Annotated in this window: 21 protein-coding genes and 2 tRNA genes; 12 read left to right on the top strand and 11 right to left on the bottom strand. The window is 65.0% G+C overall.

The features are described 5' to 3' along the window. Positions 1 to 88 precede the first annotated feature (88 nt). Positions 89 to 511, top strand: coding sequence for a flagellar biosynthesis repressor FlbT (gene flbT / locus KWG56_RS06810; RefSeq protein WP_201097853.1), 423 nt, complete (start codon positions 89 to 91; stop codon positions 509 to 511). Beyond that, positions 471 to 833, top strand: a complete 363-nt coding sequence (flaF, locus tag KWG56_RS06805) for a flagellar biosynthesis regulator FlaF (RefSeq protein ID WP_219354206.1) — start codon at positions 471 to 473, stop codon at positions 831 to 833. Before flbT ends, flaF begins: the two co-directional genes overlap by 41 nt. Positions 834 to 937: 104 nt before the next feature. On the opposite strand, the gene KWG56_RS06800 is transcribed toward flaF, so the two are convergent. The 8 genes from KWG56_RS06800 to KWG56_RS06765 all read right to left on the bottom strand — a co-directional run bounded on the left by KWG56_RS06800 (position 938) and on the right by KWG56_RS06765 (position 8,154). Continuing rightward, a complete protein-coding gene (locus tag KWG56_RS06800; protein ID WP_244999678.1) occupies positions 938 to 1,726 on the bottom strand; it encodes a hypothetical protein in 789 nt (262 codons plus the stop codon). A gap of 720 nt (positions 1,727 to 2,446) precedes the next feature. After that, positions 2,447 to 3,214: an exopolysaccharide biosynthesis protein gene (locus tag KWG56_RS06795; RefSeq protein ID WP_219354205.1), complete on the bottom strand. Its 768-nt coding sequence runs from the start codon at positions 3,212 to 3,214 to the stop codon at positions 2,447 to 2,449. Between the two features lie 98 nt (positions 3,215 to 3,312). Further along, a complete protein-coding gene (locus KWG56_RS06790) occupies positions 3,313 to 3,498 on the bottom strand; it encodes a DUF3008 family protein (RefSeq protein ID WP_219354204.1) in 186 nt (61 codons plus the stop codon). A 30-nt stretch (positions 3,499 to 3,528) separates the two neighbouring features. After that, positions 3,529 to 4,698 carry an isovaleryl-CoA dehydrogenase gene (locus tag KWG56_RS06785; protein WP_219354203.1) on the bottom strand — a complete coding sequence of 390 codons (1,170 nt, stop codon included), beginning with the start codon at positions 4,696 to 4,698 and terminating at the stop codon, positions 3,529 to 3,531. A 43-nt stretch (positions 4,699 to 4,741) separates the two neighbouring features. Then, the gene (locus KWG56_RS06780; protein WP_219354202.1) at positions 4,742 to 6,145 is read right to left on the bottom strand and encodes a lysozyme; all 1,404 of its coding nucleotides are present in this window, start codon (positions 6,143 to 6,145) and stop codon (positions 4,742 to 4,744) included. Positions 6,146 to 6,226: 81 nt separating this feature from the next. After that, positions 6,227 to 7,645: a magnesium transporter gene (mgtE, locus tag KWG56_RS06775; RefSeq protein ID WP_219354201.1), complete on the bottom strand. Its 1,419-nt coding sequence runs from the start codon at positions 7,643 to 7,645 to the stop codon at positions 6,227 to 6,229. A 65-nt stretch (positions 7,646 to 7,710) separates the two neighbouring features. Then, a tRNA-Leu gene (locus KWG56_RS06770) sits at positions 7,711 to 7,795 on the bottom strand. A gap of 95 nt (positions 7,796 to 7,890) precedes the next feature. Then, the gene (locus KWG56_RS06765) at positions 7,891 to 8,154 is read right to left on the bottom strand and encodes a FliM/FliN family flagellar motor switch protein (protein ID WP_201097829.1); all 264 of its coding nucleotides are present in this window, start codon (positions 8,152 to 8,154) and stop codon (positions 7,891 to 7,893) included. Positions 8,155 to 8,208: 54 nt separating this feature from the next. On the opposite strand from KWG56_RS06765, the gene lipB reads away from it, so the two are divergent. The 4 genes from lipB to KWG56_RS06745 all read left to right on the top strand — a co-directional run bounded on the left by lipB (position 8,209) and on the right by KWG56_RS06745 (position 11,769). Continuing rightward, positions 8,209 to 8,925, top strand: coding sequence for a lipoyl(octanoyl) transferase LipB (lipB, locus tag KWG56_RS06760; protein ID WP_201097826.1), 717 nt, complete (start codon positions 8,209 to 8,211; stop codon positions 8,923 to 8,925). Positions 8,926 to 9,055: 130 nt separating this feature from the next. Beyond that, entirely contained in the window at positions 9,056 to 10,540 is a 1,485-nt protein-coding gene (locus KWG56_RS06755) for a hypothetical protein (RefSeq protein WP_201097824.1), read from the top strand. Between the two features lie 98 nt (positions 10,541 to 10,638). Beyond that, positions 10,639 to 11,133, top strand: coding sequence for a peptide-methionine (R)-S-oxide reductase MsrB (msrB, locus tag KWG56_RS06750; RefSeq protein ID WP_219354200.1), 495 nt, complete (start codon positions 10,639 to 10,641; stop codon positions 11,131 to 11,133). Positions 11,134 to 11,181: 48 nt separating this feature from the next. Further along, positions 11,182 to 11,769 (top strand): hypothetical protein, encoded by a 588-nt coding sequence (locus KWG56_RS06745; protein WP_219354199.1) that lies wholly within the window; start codon positions 11,182 to 11,184, stop codon positions 11,767 to 11,769. Between the two features lie 42 nt (positions 11,770 to 11,811). Here the strand turns inward: KWG56_RS06745 and KWG56_RS06740 are convergent, their stop codons facing one another. Beyond that, entirely contained in the window at positions 11,812 to 12,735 is a 924-nt protein-coding gene (locus KWG56_RS06740; RefSeq protein ID WP_219354198.1) for a zinc-binding dehydrogenase, read from the bottom strand. A 135-nt stretch (positions 12,736 to 12,870) separates the two neighbouring features. Here KWG56_RS06740 and KWG56_RS06735 point away from each other — a divergent pair, with 135 nt between their 5' ends. Then, entirely contained in the window at positions 12,871 to 13,251 is a 381-nt protein-coding gene (locus tag KWG56_RS06735) for a winged helix-turn-helix transcriptional regulator (RefSeq protein ID WP_219354197.1), read from the top strand. A gap of 30 nt (positions 13,252 to 13,281) precedes the next feature. Here the strand turns inward: KWG56_RS06735 and KWG56_RS06730 are convergent, their stop codons facing one another. Both KWG56_RS06730 and KWG56_RS06725 read right to left on the bottom strand, forming a co-directional pair. Next, positions 13,282 to 13,434 carry a hypothetical protein gene (locus KWG56_RS06730; protein ID WP_219354196.1) on the bottom strand — a complete coding sequence of 51 codons (153 nt, stop codon included), beginning with the start codon at positions 13,432 to 13,434 and terminating at the stop codon, positions 13,282 to 13,284. Between the two features lie 169 nt (positions 13,435 to 13,603). Beyond that, positions 13,604 to 13,678: transfer RNA gene (locus KWG56_RS06725), tRNA-Thr, on the bottom strand. 110 nt (positions 13,679 to 13,788) lie between these two features. On the opposite strand from KWG56_RS06725, the gene KWG56_RS06720 reads away from it, so the two are divergent. The 5 genes from KWG56_RS06720 to infA all read left to right on the top strand — a co-directional run bounded on the left by KWG56_RS06720 (position 13,789) and on the right by infA (position 16,650). Continuing rightward, positions 13,789 to 13,983, top strand: a complete 195-nt coding sequence (locus KWG56_RS06720; protein WP_201097812.1) for a hypothetical protein — start codon at positions 13,789 to 13,791, stop codon at positions 13,981 to 13,983. Positions 13,984 to 14,099: 116 nt separating this feature from the next. After that, positions 14,100 to 15,389 (top strand): UDP-N-acetylglucosamine 1-carboxyvinyltransferase, encoded by a 1,290-nt coding sequence (gene murA, locus KWG56_RS06715; RefSeq protein ID WP_219354195.1) that lies wholly within the window; start codon positions 14,100 to 14,102, stop codon positions 15,387 to 15,389. Next, entirely contained in the window at positions 15,379 to 15,864 is a 486-nt protein-coding gene (locus KWG56_RS06710; protein WP_201097808.1) for a DUF2948 family protein, read from the top strand. Before murA ends, KWG56_RS06710 begins: the two co-directional genes overlap by 11 nt. Beyond that, complete coding sequence (locus KWG56_RS06705) at positions 15,861 to 16,328, top strand: UPF0262 family protein (RefSeq protein ID WP_201097806.1); 468 nt, start codon at positions 15,861 to 15,863, stop codon at positions 16,326 to 16,328. The genes KWG56_RS06710 and KWG56_RS06705 overlap by 4 nt, the downstream gene beginning before the upstream one ends. A 103-nt stretch (positions 16,329 to 16,431) precedes the next feature. Further along, entirely contained in the window at positions 16,432 to 16,650 is a 219-nt protein-coding gene (gene infA / locus KWG56_RS06700; RefSeq protein WP_008261544.1) for a translation initiation factor IF-1, read from the top strand. Positions 16,651 to 16,657: the final 7 nt, after the last annotated feature.

Raw genomic sequence — 16,657 nt, 5'->3', positions numbered from 1 at the left:
GATGGTTAACCCTGTCTGTTTAAGGTGGATTCGTTCTGGCGGCCCTAAACCGGGGGCGACTTAAGCCAGGTCGTGAGGGCCGCCATCCATGGCTTTGAAACTATCTCTGAAGCCGGGCGAAAAGTTCGTGCTCAACGGCGCTGTCGTCCAGAACGGCGACCGGCGCGGCGTGCTGGTTCTGCAGAACAAAGCCAGCGTCCTGCGCGAGAAGGACATCATGCAGGTCGAGGACGTGAACACGCCCGGACGCCGCATCTATTTCCCGATCATGATGATGTATCTGGATGAGGCGGGCGCCGCCAAATTCCACGATGAGCTGGCCCTGCGCCTGAGCGAATTCATGGGCGCCACGCGCAACACCGACATCCTGGCCGAATGCGTCTCGGTGTCGCGTCACGTGCTGGCGCGCGAATACTACAAGGCCCTGATGGCCGCCCGTAAGATCGTCGACTACGAAGAAAAGGTGTTGGATGTCGCTTCAAGCGTACACCGCAGCGGCGACCAGGGCTGAGACCCCTCGCGACCTGGAATACCGGCTGTTCGGCCAGGTGACGCGCGCGCTTGTTCATGCCGCCAGCGTCGATGCGACCGATATCGCGACGCGCATAGACGCCCTAGACTGGAACCGCCGCCTCTGGTCAGTGCTGGCCAACGACTGCAGCGACCCCGGCAATGTGCTGGGCCAATCCATGCGCGCCCAGATCATCTCGCTCAGCCTGTTCGTGAACCGCCATTCCTCGGCGGTGATGCGCGGGGAAGAGAGCTTCCAGGACCTGATCGACATCAACCGCATGATGATGCAGGGCCTGTCAGGATCTCAGCAGGCGGCGTGAGGCCGACGGCGGCCGTTTCGATCTTACGCTAGGGTTGGAAGGGACGCTGGGCTCTTCGGCCCGGGACGCTCTATGTCGCCGCGTCCCTAACGCCAGTTAGGGGGCTAGCGGACTTCCCCATCCCGCTGCGGCGCCACAGCGCGGTAGAGACGATCCTGTTGTCCAAAGATGACGCTGATGCTGCGGGGGGCGCTGCGCTCGCTGCAGTCGAGCACTACGGCGCGCTCGCCAACCCACAGTGCGCGACCTTTGCAGGAAGGGATCGCGGACTGAAGATAGAGCTGGGCGTCGGCGGAATAGCCGCGCACCTCATACCTCTTCACGGTGTATGCGACTGTCTGGGCCAGGGTCACAGCGGCGAGGAGGGCGGCGGCGATGGCTGCGATGCCGGCGCGCAGGCTCTTTTCCCTGCGAAAACGCAGCGCGGGTTGACCGAGCAGACCGACCAGCACCAGGCCGCTTGAAGACACCGCGGCCGCTGCGCCCTGGTCGGCTTCGCCTTGGGCTAGTCCCAAAAGGCCGAGGGCGAAAATAAGGGCGGCGATGATGAACGCAATCCGGCCAATCCAACGCCAACGCCCTCCAAGGCCGCCGATGACCCAGGCGGCCAGAAGGGCCATGGCCAGCGGAATGGTGAAGAAGAGAAGCGATAGTCCCGACATTACGACGTCAGTGATCGTTGCGAGTTGGAGGAAGTTCAGACCCCAGCGATCAAATACCGCCTGATTTGCAAATATTGACAGGGCGAACGATGCGGCGGTGACGACCGAAAAATACTCAGTCAGCCGTTTGGCAAGATGAAATCCCTCAGATCTGGCAACCGGGACATCGGTCGGCGTGGCCCGCTTCCTGTCGCCATTGTCGTCAGATTCTATTGCCCTGCCTTGCTGCAAACTGGTCAGTCATGATTTCCCCGATAGATGAGGAATGGTAGCCGAAACTGCCGCACTATGAGAAGCGGGATCGGCCGGTTGGCGCCCGTCAGGGTGGTCAGCGCAGGCGTCGAAAGAACTTGTGAGCCGAATAGAAGGCTCTTGCGCTGAGAGCGAAGCCTGCGGAGCCTGCTAGGTGCCAAATCGGACTTCCGCTGCCTTCGACACCGGGAAGAAAGCTGGCCAAGAAAGCGATCAGGCAGACAATGGAGGCGAGGGTGGATAGGCCTGCGGCAAGCGCGGCGCCGGCACTTGAACCGCGTATCGGCCTCAAACGCAGCTTAAGTCTGGATCTAGGATCGTTGTAATCCGGCGCTGACATCCGCCAAGTATGCTTTTCCGCGTGGATGTCCGCAACGGGTCGATCTGGGTATTCGAGCGCCACTCAGGAAGAGGCCGCAAGAGGTACGCAAGACGAATCGTAATCTATCGTCCCGACCGGTTGACGAGCGGCCCGTGGCGTCCCACCTTCGACTTCCCTGTTCAACAGTCGAAAGGAGGTGATCCAGTGTCTCATTGTCATCAATCGCGTGCGGTGGCCGCGACTCTGGTCCTCGGAGAGGTCCGGGCCTGATCCTTTCAGGCTGAATGTTGCGGTCCGGCCGTTCGCGGTCAGACAATGGAGGGCTGTCGCGGCGACGCGGCGGCCCTTTGTTGTATCTGCGTCTTGTCTGGACGGGGTCAGGCGAACAGACGGGTGACCCAATGGGCCAGGTGGTGGACGCCCTCGACGACCGTGGTCCAGATCAGGATCATATAGAGGGCGCAGGCGCCGGTCATGGCGGCGCCCAGCAGGATGGCGACGCCGTCGCGCTGCATCATGCCCAGGGCGAACAGCACCAGGGCGACGCCGGGCAGGGCGTCGCCGAACGGGATCGGCAAGGCCATGATCAGCGCCAGAACCACGCAAACCAGCCCCGTGAAGGTGTCGGCGACATCGCCGGTCAGCAGGGCCAGGCGCGGGCGGGTCAGGCGCTCAATCCCCTGAACCATCTTCAGCACGCTGAGGCCGTGCGGGCGACGGCGCACCATGCGGCGGACGCGGTTGGTGAAGACGTAGCGACGGCGGCCGATCCTGATCTTGAAGGTCAAGACCCAGCGACGCAGCCACTCGGGCGCGGCGAAAGGTTTGACGATCAACGAGGCGAAGGCGGCGCGCGATACTGAGGATTGGAGCATCCAGCGCGGCAGCCAGACGCTCTTGCGCTGAAACGCCAGTTCCAGCGACATCAGGATGATCGGAATGGCGAAGACCGCCTTGCCGCCGGGCGGCCAGGGCAACAGGGCCAGAAGCGACAGGATCAGGATCATGGCCCCGAAGCCGCGCTCTCCGAACGCCGCGACCAGTTCGGCCATGGTCAGCTTGGCGCCGGGCGCGGAGCCAAGGTCTTCCAGCACGTCGGAAAACCGCCTCAGGTCGTCAGTAGGGGGCGGCGGGACGGCGGACATCAGACGGGGCGCTCTGCTAGGGGTGGCGCCCATCTAGGCTGTCGTGGACTGCGCCGCCACTTACAGAACCGCAACAAAGTCAAATAATTCGCGGTGTGTCAGTTCGACACATGATCGGGCTTGCCCTTGCGTTTGGTCGACGCGAGCTCTTCCAACTCGGCCTCGGTCATGGATTTCTCCATGGATTTGGAGGCGCCTTTCAGGTCTGACTTCGGCGTATCGCCGCGCTTGGCCGACAGGGCGGCGCCGGCGGCCTTCTGTTGTGCTGCGGATTTGGCGGGCATGGGATTTCTCCTTCCGCCCGGAACAAGCCCTCAGCTTCCCAGCAGTTCCCGACCGATCAGGAAGCGACGGATCTCGTTGGTGCCGGCGCCGATGTCGTAAAGCTTGGCGTCACGGACAAGACGCTCGACCGGCCATTCCTTGGTGTAGCCCGCGCCGCCCAGGGCCTGAACGGCCTCAAGCGACACCTTCACGGCGTTTTCGGAGGCCAGCAGGATCGCCCCCGCTGCGTCATAGCGGGTGGTCTTGCCCTGATCACAGGCGCGCGCGACGGCGTAGACATAGGCCCGGGCGCTGTTCAGGGCGACATACATGTCGGCGACCTTGGCCTGCATCAGCTGGAACGAGCCGATGGGCTTGCCGAACTGCTTGCGGTCGCGGACGTAGGGCAGGACCACGTCCAGCGCGGCCTGCATGATGCCCAGCGGTCCGGCGGACAGGACCGCGCGCTCATAGTCCAGGCCGCTCATCAGCACGCCTGCGCCGCCGCCCAGCGGGCCCATGATGTTCTCTTCCGGCACTTCGCAGTCCTCGAACACCAGTTCGGCGGTGTCGGAGCCGCGCATGCCCATCTTGTCGAGCTTCCTGGAGACGCTGAAGCCCTTCATGCCTTTTTCAATCAGGAAGGCGGTGCAACCCTTTGATCCGGCTTCGGGATCAGTCTTGGTGTAAACGACCAGAGTGTCGGCGGAGGGGGCGTTGGTGATCCAGAACTTGGTCCCGTTCAGGACGTAGCGGTCGCCCTTCTTGTCGGCGCGGGTGCGCATCGACATGACGTCCGAACCCGATCCCGCCTCTGACATCGCCAGGGAGCCGACGTGTTCGCCGCTGATCAGCCTGGGCAGGTATTTGTGCTTCTGCTCGGGCGTGCCCCAGCGGCGGATCTGGTTGACGCACAGGTTGGAGTGGGCGCCGTAGGACAGGCCGATGGAGGCCGAGGCGCGCGAGACCTCCTCCATCGCCACGACGTGTTCGAGGTAGCCCAGGCCCAGGCCGCCGAACTCTTCCTCGACCGTGATGCCATGCAGGCCCAGGCCGCCCATCTCGGGCCAGAGTTCGCGCTTGAACTCGTTCTTTTCGTCGATCTCGGCCGCCAGCGGGGCCAGGCGATCGGCAGCCCAGCGGGCCGTGACGTCACGAATGGCGTCGGCGTTCTCGCCGAGACCGAATTCCATGGATTGGGGCGCGAAGGGAATGCTCATGCCCAAAGCCGTAGCATTGAGCATTCCTTTTCGTAAAGCGCGCTTATCGGCGCTCGGCTCGGCCCCAGCGTTGATACAGGTTCCAGCCCGCCACACCAACGCAGGCCACGGCGATCAGGGCCAGAACCCAGCCGATGGTGGCGGAATCACGCGCTTGCGTGACCGACGCGCGGCGAAAGGCGGCGATGGCGGTCCCCAGGGCGATCAGGCCCAGCCCGCCCATGGCCAGGAAGGTCCATGTCTCGCCCAGGCCTGACCGACGAGGCAGGGCCTTGCGGGGATTATAGGGGCGCTCCGGGCTCTTGGGGGCTGCAGCCTGGGCGGCCGGATCGAACCGGGCCGCCTGTCCGCCGGTGGACGTCTCTGCGTCGTCAGGCGCCGTCAAGGCCAGTGCGGGGCTGTCCAGCGATGCGAGCGGCGAGGCGACGATCGGCGACTGGCCTTCGACGGCGTTCTGGAAGCTGTTCAGGGTGTCGTTCGACGTCGAGGCCGCCTGGGCGGTCACGGCGTTTTGAACATCATTGGCGGCGACCAGGGGCAGGGCGGCGGCCTCATCCTTGACGGTCGATGGCACGCCGGACGGATCACCCGCCAGAACCCCGGACGGCTGGTCGAAATGCGGCAGCGGTCCCACGACCTTCTGGCCGAAGGGAGAATAGCTGTGGAAGGCGGATTTGGTCGAAATCGCCGTCGCCTCGACCGGATCAATCGCGAGGGGGGCGGGGTCAGCCAGATTCGATACGGTCTCTTCCTCGACAGGTGTCGGCGCCGGGGCGTCGGGATCGAGCGGGAAGGGGGCGACGTCCTCGGCGGCGGCCGAAATGGTGCTGTCGGGCGCGTGGGGCGCGGCCTCGTCCAGAGGGAAGGCGGCGGCCTGCGGCGTGTCGGACGACAGGGCCAGGGGCGTGGAGACCAGGGTTGCGGGGGCCGCGTCGAAACGCACCACATGCGGCAGGTGCGGCACGGGGGCGGCCAGCAGGTCGGCCAGGGCCACAGCAGCGCCGGGACGGGCGAAGAACAGGGCGCGTTCGGCGGCGCGACGGCGCGGCGGGCCTTCTGCTGCGGCGTCATCGGCCCAGCCGGTCATGGCGTCGGCGGCCTCGGCAGGCGCGCCTGCATTCAGCCGGGCCAGGACGTCGGAGGTCTTGAAACGGTCGACCCCGACCGAGAAGGCGAAGCTGGCGATGGAATCGAACTGGTGCTGGTTCAGCGGCGTCTGGATGGCTTTGACCGCGCGGACGACCGGAATCAGGTCGTGCTGCAACAGCAGTTCGGCGTCGCTTTCGGAGATCGTCAGGCCTTCGCGCGCGGACTGGGTGTGGCCATAGCCGATCATCCAGCGGCCGTCGTTGCGCTGAACCGCACGAGGACGGAAGCCCTCGAAGCTCTTGATCAGGATCACGCCCTCGCGGGACACCTTGGTTGGTTTCTGGACGACGTCGGACACAGTTGACCCAATTCGAGACGGGCGCGCAGCCCCCGTAGCGAACACAGCAAGGAGGGCGCCTCTGCTCCGCGCCCGCCCGGATCAGAGCAGGACCAGCGTCGCCAGACCGAGGAAGATCAGGAAGCCGAAGAAGTCCGTCGTTGCTGTGACAAAGACAGCCGAGGAAACGGCGGGGTCGAACTTTAGTTTCGACAGGGTTAACGGCGTCAGCACGCCCACGCTGGCCGCGACCAGCAGGTTCAGCACCATGGCCACCGCGATGACGACGCCGATACGCCAGTCCTCGTCACGGAACCAGACGGCGGCGGCGACGCCGATCAGGGGCGCCAGGACCAGGCCATTGGCCAGGCCCACGACCAGTTCGCGCAGGAAGGTCCGCATGGCGTTGGCCGAGTTCAGCTCGCGCGTCGCCAGGGCGCGCACGGTCACGGTCAGGGCCTGGGTGCCTGCGTTGCCGCCGATGGCGGACACGATGGGCATCAGCACGGCCAGGGCGACGATGGCCTGGATAGTGCCCTCGAACAGGCCGATGACGCTGGCGCCCAGGGCCGCCGTGGCCAGGTTGATGGCCAGCCAGGGCACGCGGCTGCGCACGATCTCGGTGACCGACGAACCCCGGTCCTCGTCCGAAACACCGGCCAGACGCAGGATGTCCTCGCGGTTTTCTTCCTGAATGATGTTGACGATGTCATCGACGGTGATCTGGCCCACCAGACGCCCGCCAGCATCGACGACCGGCGCCGAGATCAGGTGATATTTCTCGAAGATGTAGGCGACTTCTTCCTGATCCTGATCGACGGCGATCACATTGACCGGCTCCATCAGGTCGGTCAGCTTTGCGGTGCGCGGCGCGCGCAGCAGGCCGCTGACCGAGACGCCGCCGACGGGGCGGTTCACGGGATCGACCACATAGATGTCGAAGAACAGTTCGGGCAGGTCGTCGCCCTGACGACGGATGTGGTCGATGGTGTCGCCCACAGTCCAGAACTGGGGCGCGGCCATGACCTCGCGCTGCATCAGGCGGCCGGCGGACTCTTCCTCGTAGCCCAGGCTGCTCTCGATGGCGGCGCGGTCGTTTTCCGGCATGGCGGCCAGAACCCGCTCGCGCTGGTCGTCCTCCAGGTCCTCGACCACGGCGGCGGCGTCGTCGGAATCCAGTTCCTGAAGCGCTTCGGCCAGGGTGCCGTGCGGCACGCGCTCCAGCACCTCTTCGCGAATGCCGTCGTCGAGTTCGGGCAGGGTCTCGGCCAGCAGCTCCGGCGGCAGCCACAACACCACGACGGTGCGATGCTCCGCCGTCAGGAAGCCCATCAGGTCGGCGACGTCGGCGGGGTGCAGGTCTTCAAGCAGCGAACGCAGCCGCATGCCGTCGCCGTCGTCAGCGGCGTCCACGACTTTTTCGACGAATGAAGGTGTGAGGACATAGTCCTCATCCAGGGCGGCGTGGTCTTCGGTCTCAGGCGCTTCGGCTGGATTGAAGGCGTTGTCCGTGGTGCTCACGTTGTCGCCTCCGTTGGTAGAATGTCCAGCCGTAGTTAGCCGATGAATCGCCCTGTTTAGCCAGATGGTGCGGTCGAGAAGACTCGAACTTCCACGGGTTGCCCCACAGCGACCTCAACGCTGCGCGTCTACCAATTCCGCCACGACCGCTCGCATCGGAGGGCGGCGAATAGACGAAGCCGCCGGAAAAGAAAAGCGGCTTTATTGCGCTTATCGTTGTTAGTTTGGTCGAAAGGCGCGCCGAACTAGACCGCACCGGCCATGAAGTCATACAGATCGGCCGGTCGGGTGACCGTGATTGCGATGCGGTCGTCGCGAATTTCGATCTCGCCGCGCGCAACCGGGTGGTTGTTGGCCAGAATCCAGACCTCGTCATGTTCCGAGGCGTCGAGTGGAATCACCGCGCCGCGACCCATGCGCAGAAGCTGGGACATGGGCAGCACCGATCGGCCCAGCACGACAGAGATTTCAACGTCTACGGCTTCGATCTGGCTCAAGGTCTTGCTCATTCAGGCGAACGCCGCACCCTTGCGCAATCGCCGTAGGGTGCACATTGAAGCGTCATGCTTGCCGACCCGTTAAATTCCGAGCTTTTAAAGCTGCACCGCGACGACGACCGACCCGCCGAATGGGCCGTGTCGCGCGACTATGTCCCCTATGACGCCGCCGAGGCCTTCATGGAGGCGCGCGTGGCCGCGATTGCGGCGGGCGAGGCGTCCGAACTGGTCTGGCTGCTGGAGCATCCGCCGCTCTACACCGCCGGAGTTTCCGCACGGGACGAGGACCTGCTGGATGCAGGGCGGTTCCCGGTCCACCGCACGGGCAGGGGCGGGCAGTTCACCTATCATGGGCCGGGCCAGCGGGTGGCCTATGTGATGCTGGACCTGAACCGGCGCGGCAAGGACGTGCGCGCCTTCGTGCGGGGGCTGGAGCAATGGTTGATCGGCGGCCTGTCCGAGTTCGGCGTCGAAGCCGATGTGCGCGAGGGCCGCGTCGGCGTCTGGGTCGAACGCAAGGGGCCGGGCTGGGCGCGTGAGGACAAGATCGCCGCCATCGGCGTGAAGGTCCGCAAATGGGTCAGCTTTCACGGCATCAGCCTGAACGTCGAACCGAACCTGGAGCATTTCGGCGGTATCGTGCCGTGCGGGATCCAGGAGCATGGCGTCACCAGTCTGGTGGACTTGGGCGTGCTGGCGACGCTGGATGAGGCGGACGCGGCGCTGAAGACCAGCTTCCGCCGCCTGTTCGGCGATGTGCAAGAGGCCGCCGCGCCCTTCTGACGCGCGTTTCATCGCCGCAGATCGGGTGACATTCCGGCGAAAACGCGGCGGCGGACTTGGCAAGGCGGCGACGCATGAGGTTTAACGGCTCCACCAAAGCTTCCCCCAAGCAGGCTCAGGAGACCGACCTATGAACCGCATGACCGCCGCCGCATCGGCTGCCGTTCTAGCGCTGACGCTCGCCGCTGGCGCCGCCGTCGCGCAGGATTTCCGCGCTCTGGCGCAACAGGACCTTCAGGCTGCGCACGACGCCCTGGCCGCCAACCACCCTGCCGCCGTCATTCCCGGCCCGGCCAGCGAAACCTTCCGCAGCTGGATCGATGCGGGGCTGCAGGACGCCCAGTCCAAGGCACCGCGCGTCAACAGCGGCGACAGCCACGCCTATCTGATGCGCTACTACGCCAACGGATTCCGCGATTCGAACATCGCGATCCGCCCGACCTATGAAGGTCTGGGGCCGTTCTTCGCCACCGGCTGGCCCGGATTCGCGACCGCCTGGCGCAACGGAGAATATGTCGTCTCCTATGTGAAGGAGGGCGTGCGCAACGCCCCGCCGCTGGGCGCGGTTCTGGTCAGCTGCGGTGATCAGAGCGCGGCCGACATGGCCAGCACCCGTCTGGACAAGTGGGAAGGCGACCTGACCACCGAGGCGGGCCGCGTCCGCACCGCGCCCTATCTGCTGTGGAACCGCAACAACCCGTTCACGGGCGGCGTGCCGACGGTTCAGTGCAAGTTCAAGCAGGGCCGCCGCGACCGCGACTACACCCTGGCCTCGCAACCGGCTGACGCCGCCTCGCTGGAAGCCGCCTATCGCGCCAGCGTCTATACGCCGGGCTCGGTTCCGCTCTCGATCGAGACCGTCAACGGCCGCCCGTGGATCAGCGTGCACAGCCTGGCGGACAACGCCGGTTGGGACGCCTTCTTCGCCGCCATCGAAGGTCAGCTGAGCACGATCCGCGGTCCGCAGGGCTTTGTGCTGGACCTGCGCGGCGCCAGCGGCGAGTCGATCAACGCCACCTCGCGCGGCTATGGCCTGGCCAACCGCATCTGGACGCCGGAGTTCACCGTCAGCCGCCAACCCCCGGCGGGCTCCATCACCTATCGCGCCACCCAGGCGAACCGGCAGTGGTACGCCGACACCCTGGGCCGGATGCAGTCTGACCCGCGCTTCGTGCAGGAATCGGGTCCGGTCATCGAACAGACGGCGGCCATCGTCGCCGCCTTCGACTCGGCCCTGGCGGCGGGTCAGCAGACCTTCACCCTGCCGGGCCGCCCGTCCGTGCCGGATGAAGGCGTCGCCAATCCAGTCGCGGGGCCAGTGGTCGTTCTGGTCGACGGCGGCTGCACCAGCGGCTGCCTGGATACGCTGGACCTGCTGACGCGGCTGCCCAACGTGCGTCTGGCCGGTTCCGTCACGGCGCAGGACACCATCTTCATCGAACCGACCGTGCAGCGCCTGCCGTCCAACTACGCCGACCTGTCCTATGGGCATAAGGCCTGGACGACACGCGCACGCGCCAACAACACGCCCTTCACCCCGGCCGCCGGCCTGGCCTACACCGGCGTGACCACGGATGAAGCGGCTGTCCGCACCTGGGTCGGAACCCTGTTCTAGGGGGCGCTGGTCCGCCCTGAGCGGATCGGGTTTGAACTTCAGCCAATCCGGGCCGGGCAGGGGTGGAACCTCGGCCCGGCCCTTCCCATTTGAGAACCATGACCGACACCGCCACACCCCACGACGATCTGCGCTCGCCCTCGGGCTTCGACCTGACGCCGCCCAATGAAGAAGAGCGTGCGCGGCTGGAAGCGGACTTGGACGCCGAAGAGAAGCGCGTGCTGCTGTCCCATGGCACCGAGGCCCCCTTCTGCGGCACCTTGCTGGGCGAAAAGCGCGTCGGCGTCTTCTGCTGCCGTGAATGCGGTCTGCCGCTGTTCCGCAGCGCGACCAAGTTCGAGAGCGGCACAGGCTGGCCCAGCTTCACCAAGCCGGTGGACGAGAGCCATGTTCATGCGATCCGGGACACCAGCTACGGCATGATCCGTGTCGAGACCCAGTGCGCCCGCTGCGGCAGCCACCAGGGTCATGTTTTTCCTGACGGCCCCCCGCCGACAGGAAATCGCTACTGCATCAACTCGGTAGCGCTGACTTTTGTTGCAGAAGGCGAGGCGTTGCCTGATCCGCTGCATCGGGGTGACGGAACGGCCTGACCTTGGCCTTAATCGCTGTGCTAGGATGCGCCTGAAGGAGACGTTCCCATGTTGATCGCCGGCCTGCTTGCAGTTGTGGCCCTGACCGACCCCGACGGGGTGGTGGCCACCGCGCCTTCCAACGCCCTGGACGTGGCGGCGGCGATGGCCGCGCCTTCCGCTGTCGCCGTGGCGGTTCCGACCGCCCAGGATGCGGCGCCGCATGGCTTGACGACAGAACAGCAGATCCAGAACTGGATCGCCTCGCGCACGCCGGGCGCCAGCTTCGACGAACCGGTCGATTCCGGGCCGGCGCCTGAGCGCAAGATGCACGGCATGGTCGAGGCGGGAATCGGCACCGGCGGCTATCGCACCTATGGGGCGGCGGTTTCCTTGCCTCTTGGCGAGAATGGCCGTCTGGATCTGGCCTATCGCGAAGGCAAGAACGACTATTGGGGCATGCCGGGGCTGTATGGTTCGCCGGGCTTGTATGGCGCGCCGGGCTGGTATGGACGCCCAGGCTACTATCCCGGCTATGGCATGGGCCGTTACCGCGTCGAGGACTCCACCAGCCGCACCGTGTCGGTGGGCCTGAGCTGGAGCAAGGACGGCGACAAGGACGAACGCCGCGACCGGCCGTTCTTTCCGCCCTATTGAGCATCCAGGGATGGCGGCCGTGACGTTCGTTGCGGGTTGATGTCACGTCTTGACTGTCAGAACCGCCTTGCCGGTCAGGGACCCGGTTTGAATTGATTTCAGGACTTCGCTGGTCTGGCTCCAGTCCTCGATCCTTGAGATGTGTGGGTTCAACACGCCCTTCGCGACCAAGTTTATCAGCTCTTGCAGGTCTGCGGCGTCGTCGCCCTCGACCTCGCTGTAGACGAAGTGTTTGAGCGTCATGCTGGATCGATCAGGGAAGAAGCTGAAAAAGTCGATCTGGGCAGGCTGGCCGCTGGCGGCGCCGAACCATAGAATCGTGCCCCTTCGCGCCAGTTTGGCGAAGGCCTGCGTCAGCACGCCGCCCCCGATCGATTCGAGGATGGTCTCGAATGGCTCTGTCGCCTCATCGAGCGAATAGATCACCTGGGCGCCGCGCTGGATCAGGGTGTCGACCGGTTCTCCGGGGCGGGCCAGTGCGGTGACGGACGCACCCGCGTTCAACGCCAGTTCGACAGCGAAGTGCCCCACGCCCCCGGTTGCGCCGGTGATCAAGACGCGCTGGCCTTTCTTGATGGCTGCCTCACGCACCAGGCGCAAGGCGACCAGGCCCGCCAGGGGCAGGGCGGCGGCGGTTTCCGAACTGACATTGGCGGGGATCGTGGTGGTGAACTGCGGTTTTGCGGTCGCAAGCTCTGCGCCGCCGCCGCCGTCAGGCGCGTGAACCATGACCCGTTCGCCAACGGCTGGCCCATGGCCGTCGGCCGCCGCCTGGATCACCTTGCCGGCGAAGTCGATGCCGACACGCCATTGTGGGTTCGGGACGGATAGCCACAGGAAATCGGGTCGGTTGAGGGAGAAGGCTTCGACGGAAACCAACAGTTCGTCGTGGGCGAGCGCAGGCTCATCGACATTGGTCAGTTCAACCAATCGATCCGCGTTTCCGGTCGCAACTAAGGCACGCATCTCATTACATCCTTATCGGTCAAAAATGTCGCCAGTGGAGATAGAGTATCCATTGGTTGTGTCTGTAACCGTAGGAGAGTGAGTTTCTTCTAGGAAGAAGGCACTTTGAAGTGGTACTGTTTCCGCGTGGAAACCATGCGCCCCATCAACGAAATTCCCGTGCAGATTGGCGACGAAGACCGCGCCCTGGCCCGTGAGATGATCGACCGGATCGGTGATAAATGGACCCTGCTCATCATCGCCACACTGGGACAGAGCGAGCAGATGCGGTTCACGGAACTGCGCGATTCCATCGAGGGCATCAGTCAGAAAATGCTGACCAAGACCCTGCGTCAGCTGGAGCGTGACGGACTGATAAGCCGAAAGGTCTATCCAGTGGTGCCGCCCAAGGTCGAGTATCGACTGACGCCGCTTGGCCATAGTCTGCTGGCGCTGGTTACGGGCATCTGCGGCTGGGTGAGCACCCATCTGCCTGAGATCGAAGAGGCCAGGCGCGCGTTTGCCTTGAACGAGTAACGCCCACGGAGTTCAGGGGCGCTGCTGGTTTCAGGGCACCAGTCCTGTCACGCTTCCTACGCCGTCGCCCTTTGCTTCGTCGTCGGGCAGGATGCCGTCGTGTTCGGCGCAGTCTTCGAGATCGTCCGCCTCGTGCTGAAGCTCTTCGATTTCGGCGGGCGAGGGGGTGTCGGGCTGGGTCATCGTGTTCTCCGTTGCCCAAACAAAACAATCGACGCCAGCAGCCGTTCCAAACGCGATCTCGGCTGAGGCCGCCGTTGAGGCGACCGGCGCGCCCTGATGCGCCGTGCAGAAACCTTGGCCCGGAAACGCAAAAAGACCCGGCGAATGCCGGGCCTTTTCAGTTCTCAGATGGTGCCGCCGGGGGGAATCGAACCCACGACCTCAGCCTTACCAAGGATGCGCTCTACCACTGAGCTACGGCGGCCCCGACTGAGGAAGCGGCCGTATAGCCAAACAGATCGGGGGAGGGAAGCGGCTTTTTGATCTTACGAAAGAAAGTTTGGAAATAGCCCGTCATCGCGGCATCATCCGGCCATGACTCAACCTCCGCATGACGCCGATACGCCCCTGAATCCCGTTTCCGGGGCGCCTGGCGATTCGACTCCCCAGACTGAAGTGGCGCGCGCCAAGGCGGAGAAGGCCATGCGTCTGGCCGCCGCCCTTCGCGACAACCTGCGTCGTCGCAAGGCGCCGCAGCGCACGCCGTCAGCGCCCAAGCCGCGTAACTGAAGTCGGCAACGCAAAGTCATCGCCGCAGGCCCACGCATCCCTTTGGCAAGCGGCTGACGGCTTGCTAGAGAACGATCCCCCCGAGGCGTTTCCTTCGGGCGCGCTTCAAGGACGTCATGGACAGCATCGCCATTCAGGGCGGCGCCCAGCTTTTCGGGGACATCCCCGTCAGCGGCGCCAAGAACTCCGCCATCAAGCTGATGGCCGCCTCGATCCTGACGGATCAGCCGTTATTGCTGACCAATATGCCGCGTCTGGCGGACACACGGTTCCTGGGGCAGTTGCTGCGTCAGTTCGGCATCGAGGTGACCGAGCGTGACGGCGCGGACGGACAGGAGAGCCTGTTCCACGCCAAGGACCTGACCTCGACCTTCGCCCCCTATGATCTGGTTCGCCAGATGCGGGCGTCGTTCAACGTGCTGGGGCCGCTGCTGGCCCGCACTGGCGAGGCCAAGGTGTCATTGCCCGGTGGCTGCACCATCGGCGCGCGTCCGGTGGATCTGCACCTGCAGGCGCTGACGGCGCTGGGCGCCGAGATCGAGCTGGAAGAGGGCTATGTCACCGCCCGCGCCCCCAAGGGCCTGAAGGGCGCCGAGATCGAGTTCCCGTTCGTTTCCGTGGGCGCCACCGAACACGCCTTGCTGGCGGCTGTGCTGGCGCAGGGCACGACGGTTCTGCGCCGCGCCGCGCGTGAGCCGGAAATCGGCGATCTGGCCCACTGTCTGACGGCGATGGGCGCCAAGATCGAAGGCATCGACACCGACGTCCTGACCATCACTGGCGTGTCGTCGCTGAACGGGACGACCTGGTCGGTGATTCCCGATCGGATCGAAATGGGCTCCTACGCCGTCGCAGCCGCCATGGCGGGCGGTGAAGTGCGTCTGACCAAGGCGCGCCCCGAGCTGATCGGCTCCCTGACCGACAAGATGATCGAGGCGGGCGTCGAGGTGTCGCCCACCGCCGACGGCGTGCTGATCAAGCGTGACCCGAAACAGCGGCTGAAGGCCGTCGATGTGGAGACTGCCATCTATCCCGGCTTCGCCACCGATCTGCAGGCCCAGTTCATGGCCCTGATGACGACGGCCGAAGGCGTCAGCACGGTCCGCGAGACCATCTTTGAGAACCGCTTCATGCACGTGCCGGAACTGGCGCGCCTGGGGGCCGACATCTCGGTCCATGCGGGCGAGGCGCACGTCACCGGCGTCGAGGTTCTGCACGGCGCGCAGGTCATGGCGACGGACCTGCGGGCGTCGATGTGCCTGGTGATTGCAGGGCTGGTGGCCCTGGGCGAAACCACGGTCGGACGCGTTTATCATCTGGATCGCGGTTTCGAGCGTTTGGAAGAAAAGCTCGGCGCCTGCGGGGCTGACATTCGGCGGATAAAGGGAACAGGTGATGAGCACTGATATCGACGGCGTCCCGCCTGTTCCCAGCACGCCGGTCGAGCCGCTGCGTCTGCTGGCGGAGGACGCCGACGATCTTCAGATCATTTCCGCCGCGCTTCAGGACGCCATCCTGCGGCCTGTTGACATCGTCTGGGAGAAGCAGGCCCGCACCCTGACCATCGCCTTCAGCCGCTTCTGCTGGGAGTGCGGAGGCACGCGCGTCATGTGCGCCATGCAGTTCGGCGACGTGCAGGGGGTCAAGAGCCGCCGCCTGTCGCGCAGCCCGGACGCCTCGCTGGAGCTTTTGGCCCTGGACTTCATTCCGACCGAGACGCCCGGCGGCAAGGTCATCCTGATGTTCGCGGGCGGCGGCGACCTGCGGGTCGATGTCGAATGCCTGGACGCCGTGGTGACGGATATTTCGGAACGCTGGCCGGCGCGGATCGCCCCGACCCATCTGGATGAGGTCCATCTGGATAATGGAGATGCAGCATGAGCGGTCCTCACAGACTTTCCTCGGTCGAACTGGACGCCGCGACGCTCCCGGCGGCGACCGCAGAGATCGAGCATGAGCGCCGCGTGGCCATCTTCGATCTGGTCGAAAAGAACAGTTTCGAGCCGGTCGGCGCCGAGGGCGGCCCGTATCAGCTGAAGCTGTCGCTGCAGGACAATCGTCTGGTGTTCGACATCACGGCGACCGAGTTCACCCGCACCTACGCCATCAGCCTGACGCCGCTGAAGCGGGTGGTGAAGGACTATCTGCTGATCTGCGACAGCTACTACGAGGCCCTGCGGGGCTCGTCCGCCAGCCAGATCGAATCGGTCGACATGGGCCGTCGCGGCCTGCACAACGAAGGGGCGGAACAGCTGGAGACACGGCTGGAAGGCAAGATCGTGGTCGATCATGAGACCTCCAGGCGGCTGTTTACGCTGCTCTGCGCCCTCTACCGTCGCGGCTGACCTCGACTATCTCTACGTTTTCGGGCATTAGGCCCCTCCATTCCGCCCCACGCGCCCGCCCGGCGTGGGGTTGAACGCATTTCAGACGGGCGTGAGAGGCCGCATGGCTAAGGAAGAACTGCTCGAGTTTCCCGGCACCGTCAGCGAACTGCTGCCGAACGCCACTTTCCGCGTAACGCTCGAGAACGACCACGAGATCATCGCTCACACCGCAGGCAAGATGCGCAAGAACCGCATCCGCGTGCTGGCCGGCGACAAGGTCCTGGTTGAGATGACGCCGTACGATCTGACCAAGGGTCGCATCACCTACCGCTTCAAGTAAGGACAGG

Origin of the sequence: Brevundimonas nasdae (assembly GCF_019395145.1) — a bacterium.
Lineage (GTDB): Bacteria > Pseudomonadota > Alphaproteobacteria > Caulobacterales > Caulobacteraceae > Brevundimonas > Brevundimonas nasdae.
The sequence above is the reverse complement of the archived record's forward strand: the minus strand, read 5'-3'. Positions and strand labels throughout refer to the sequence as shown.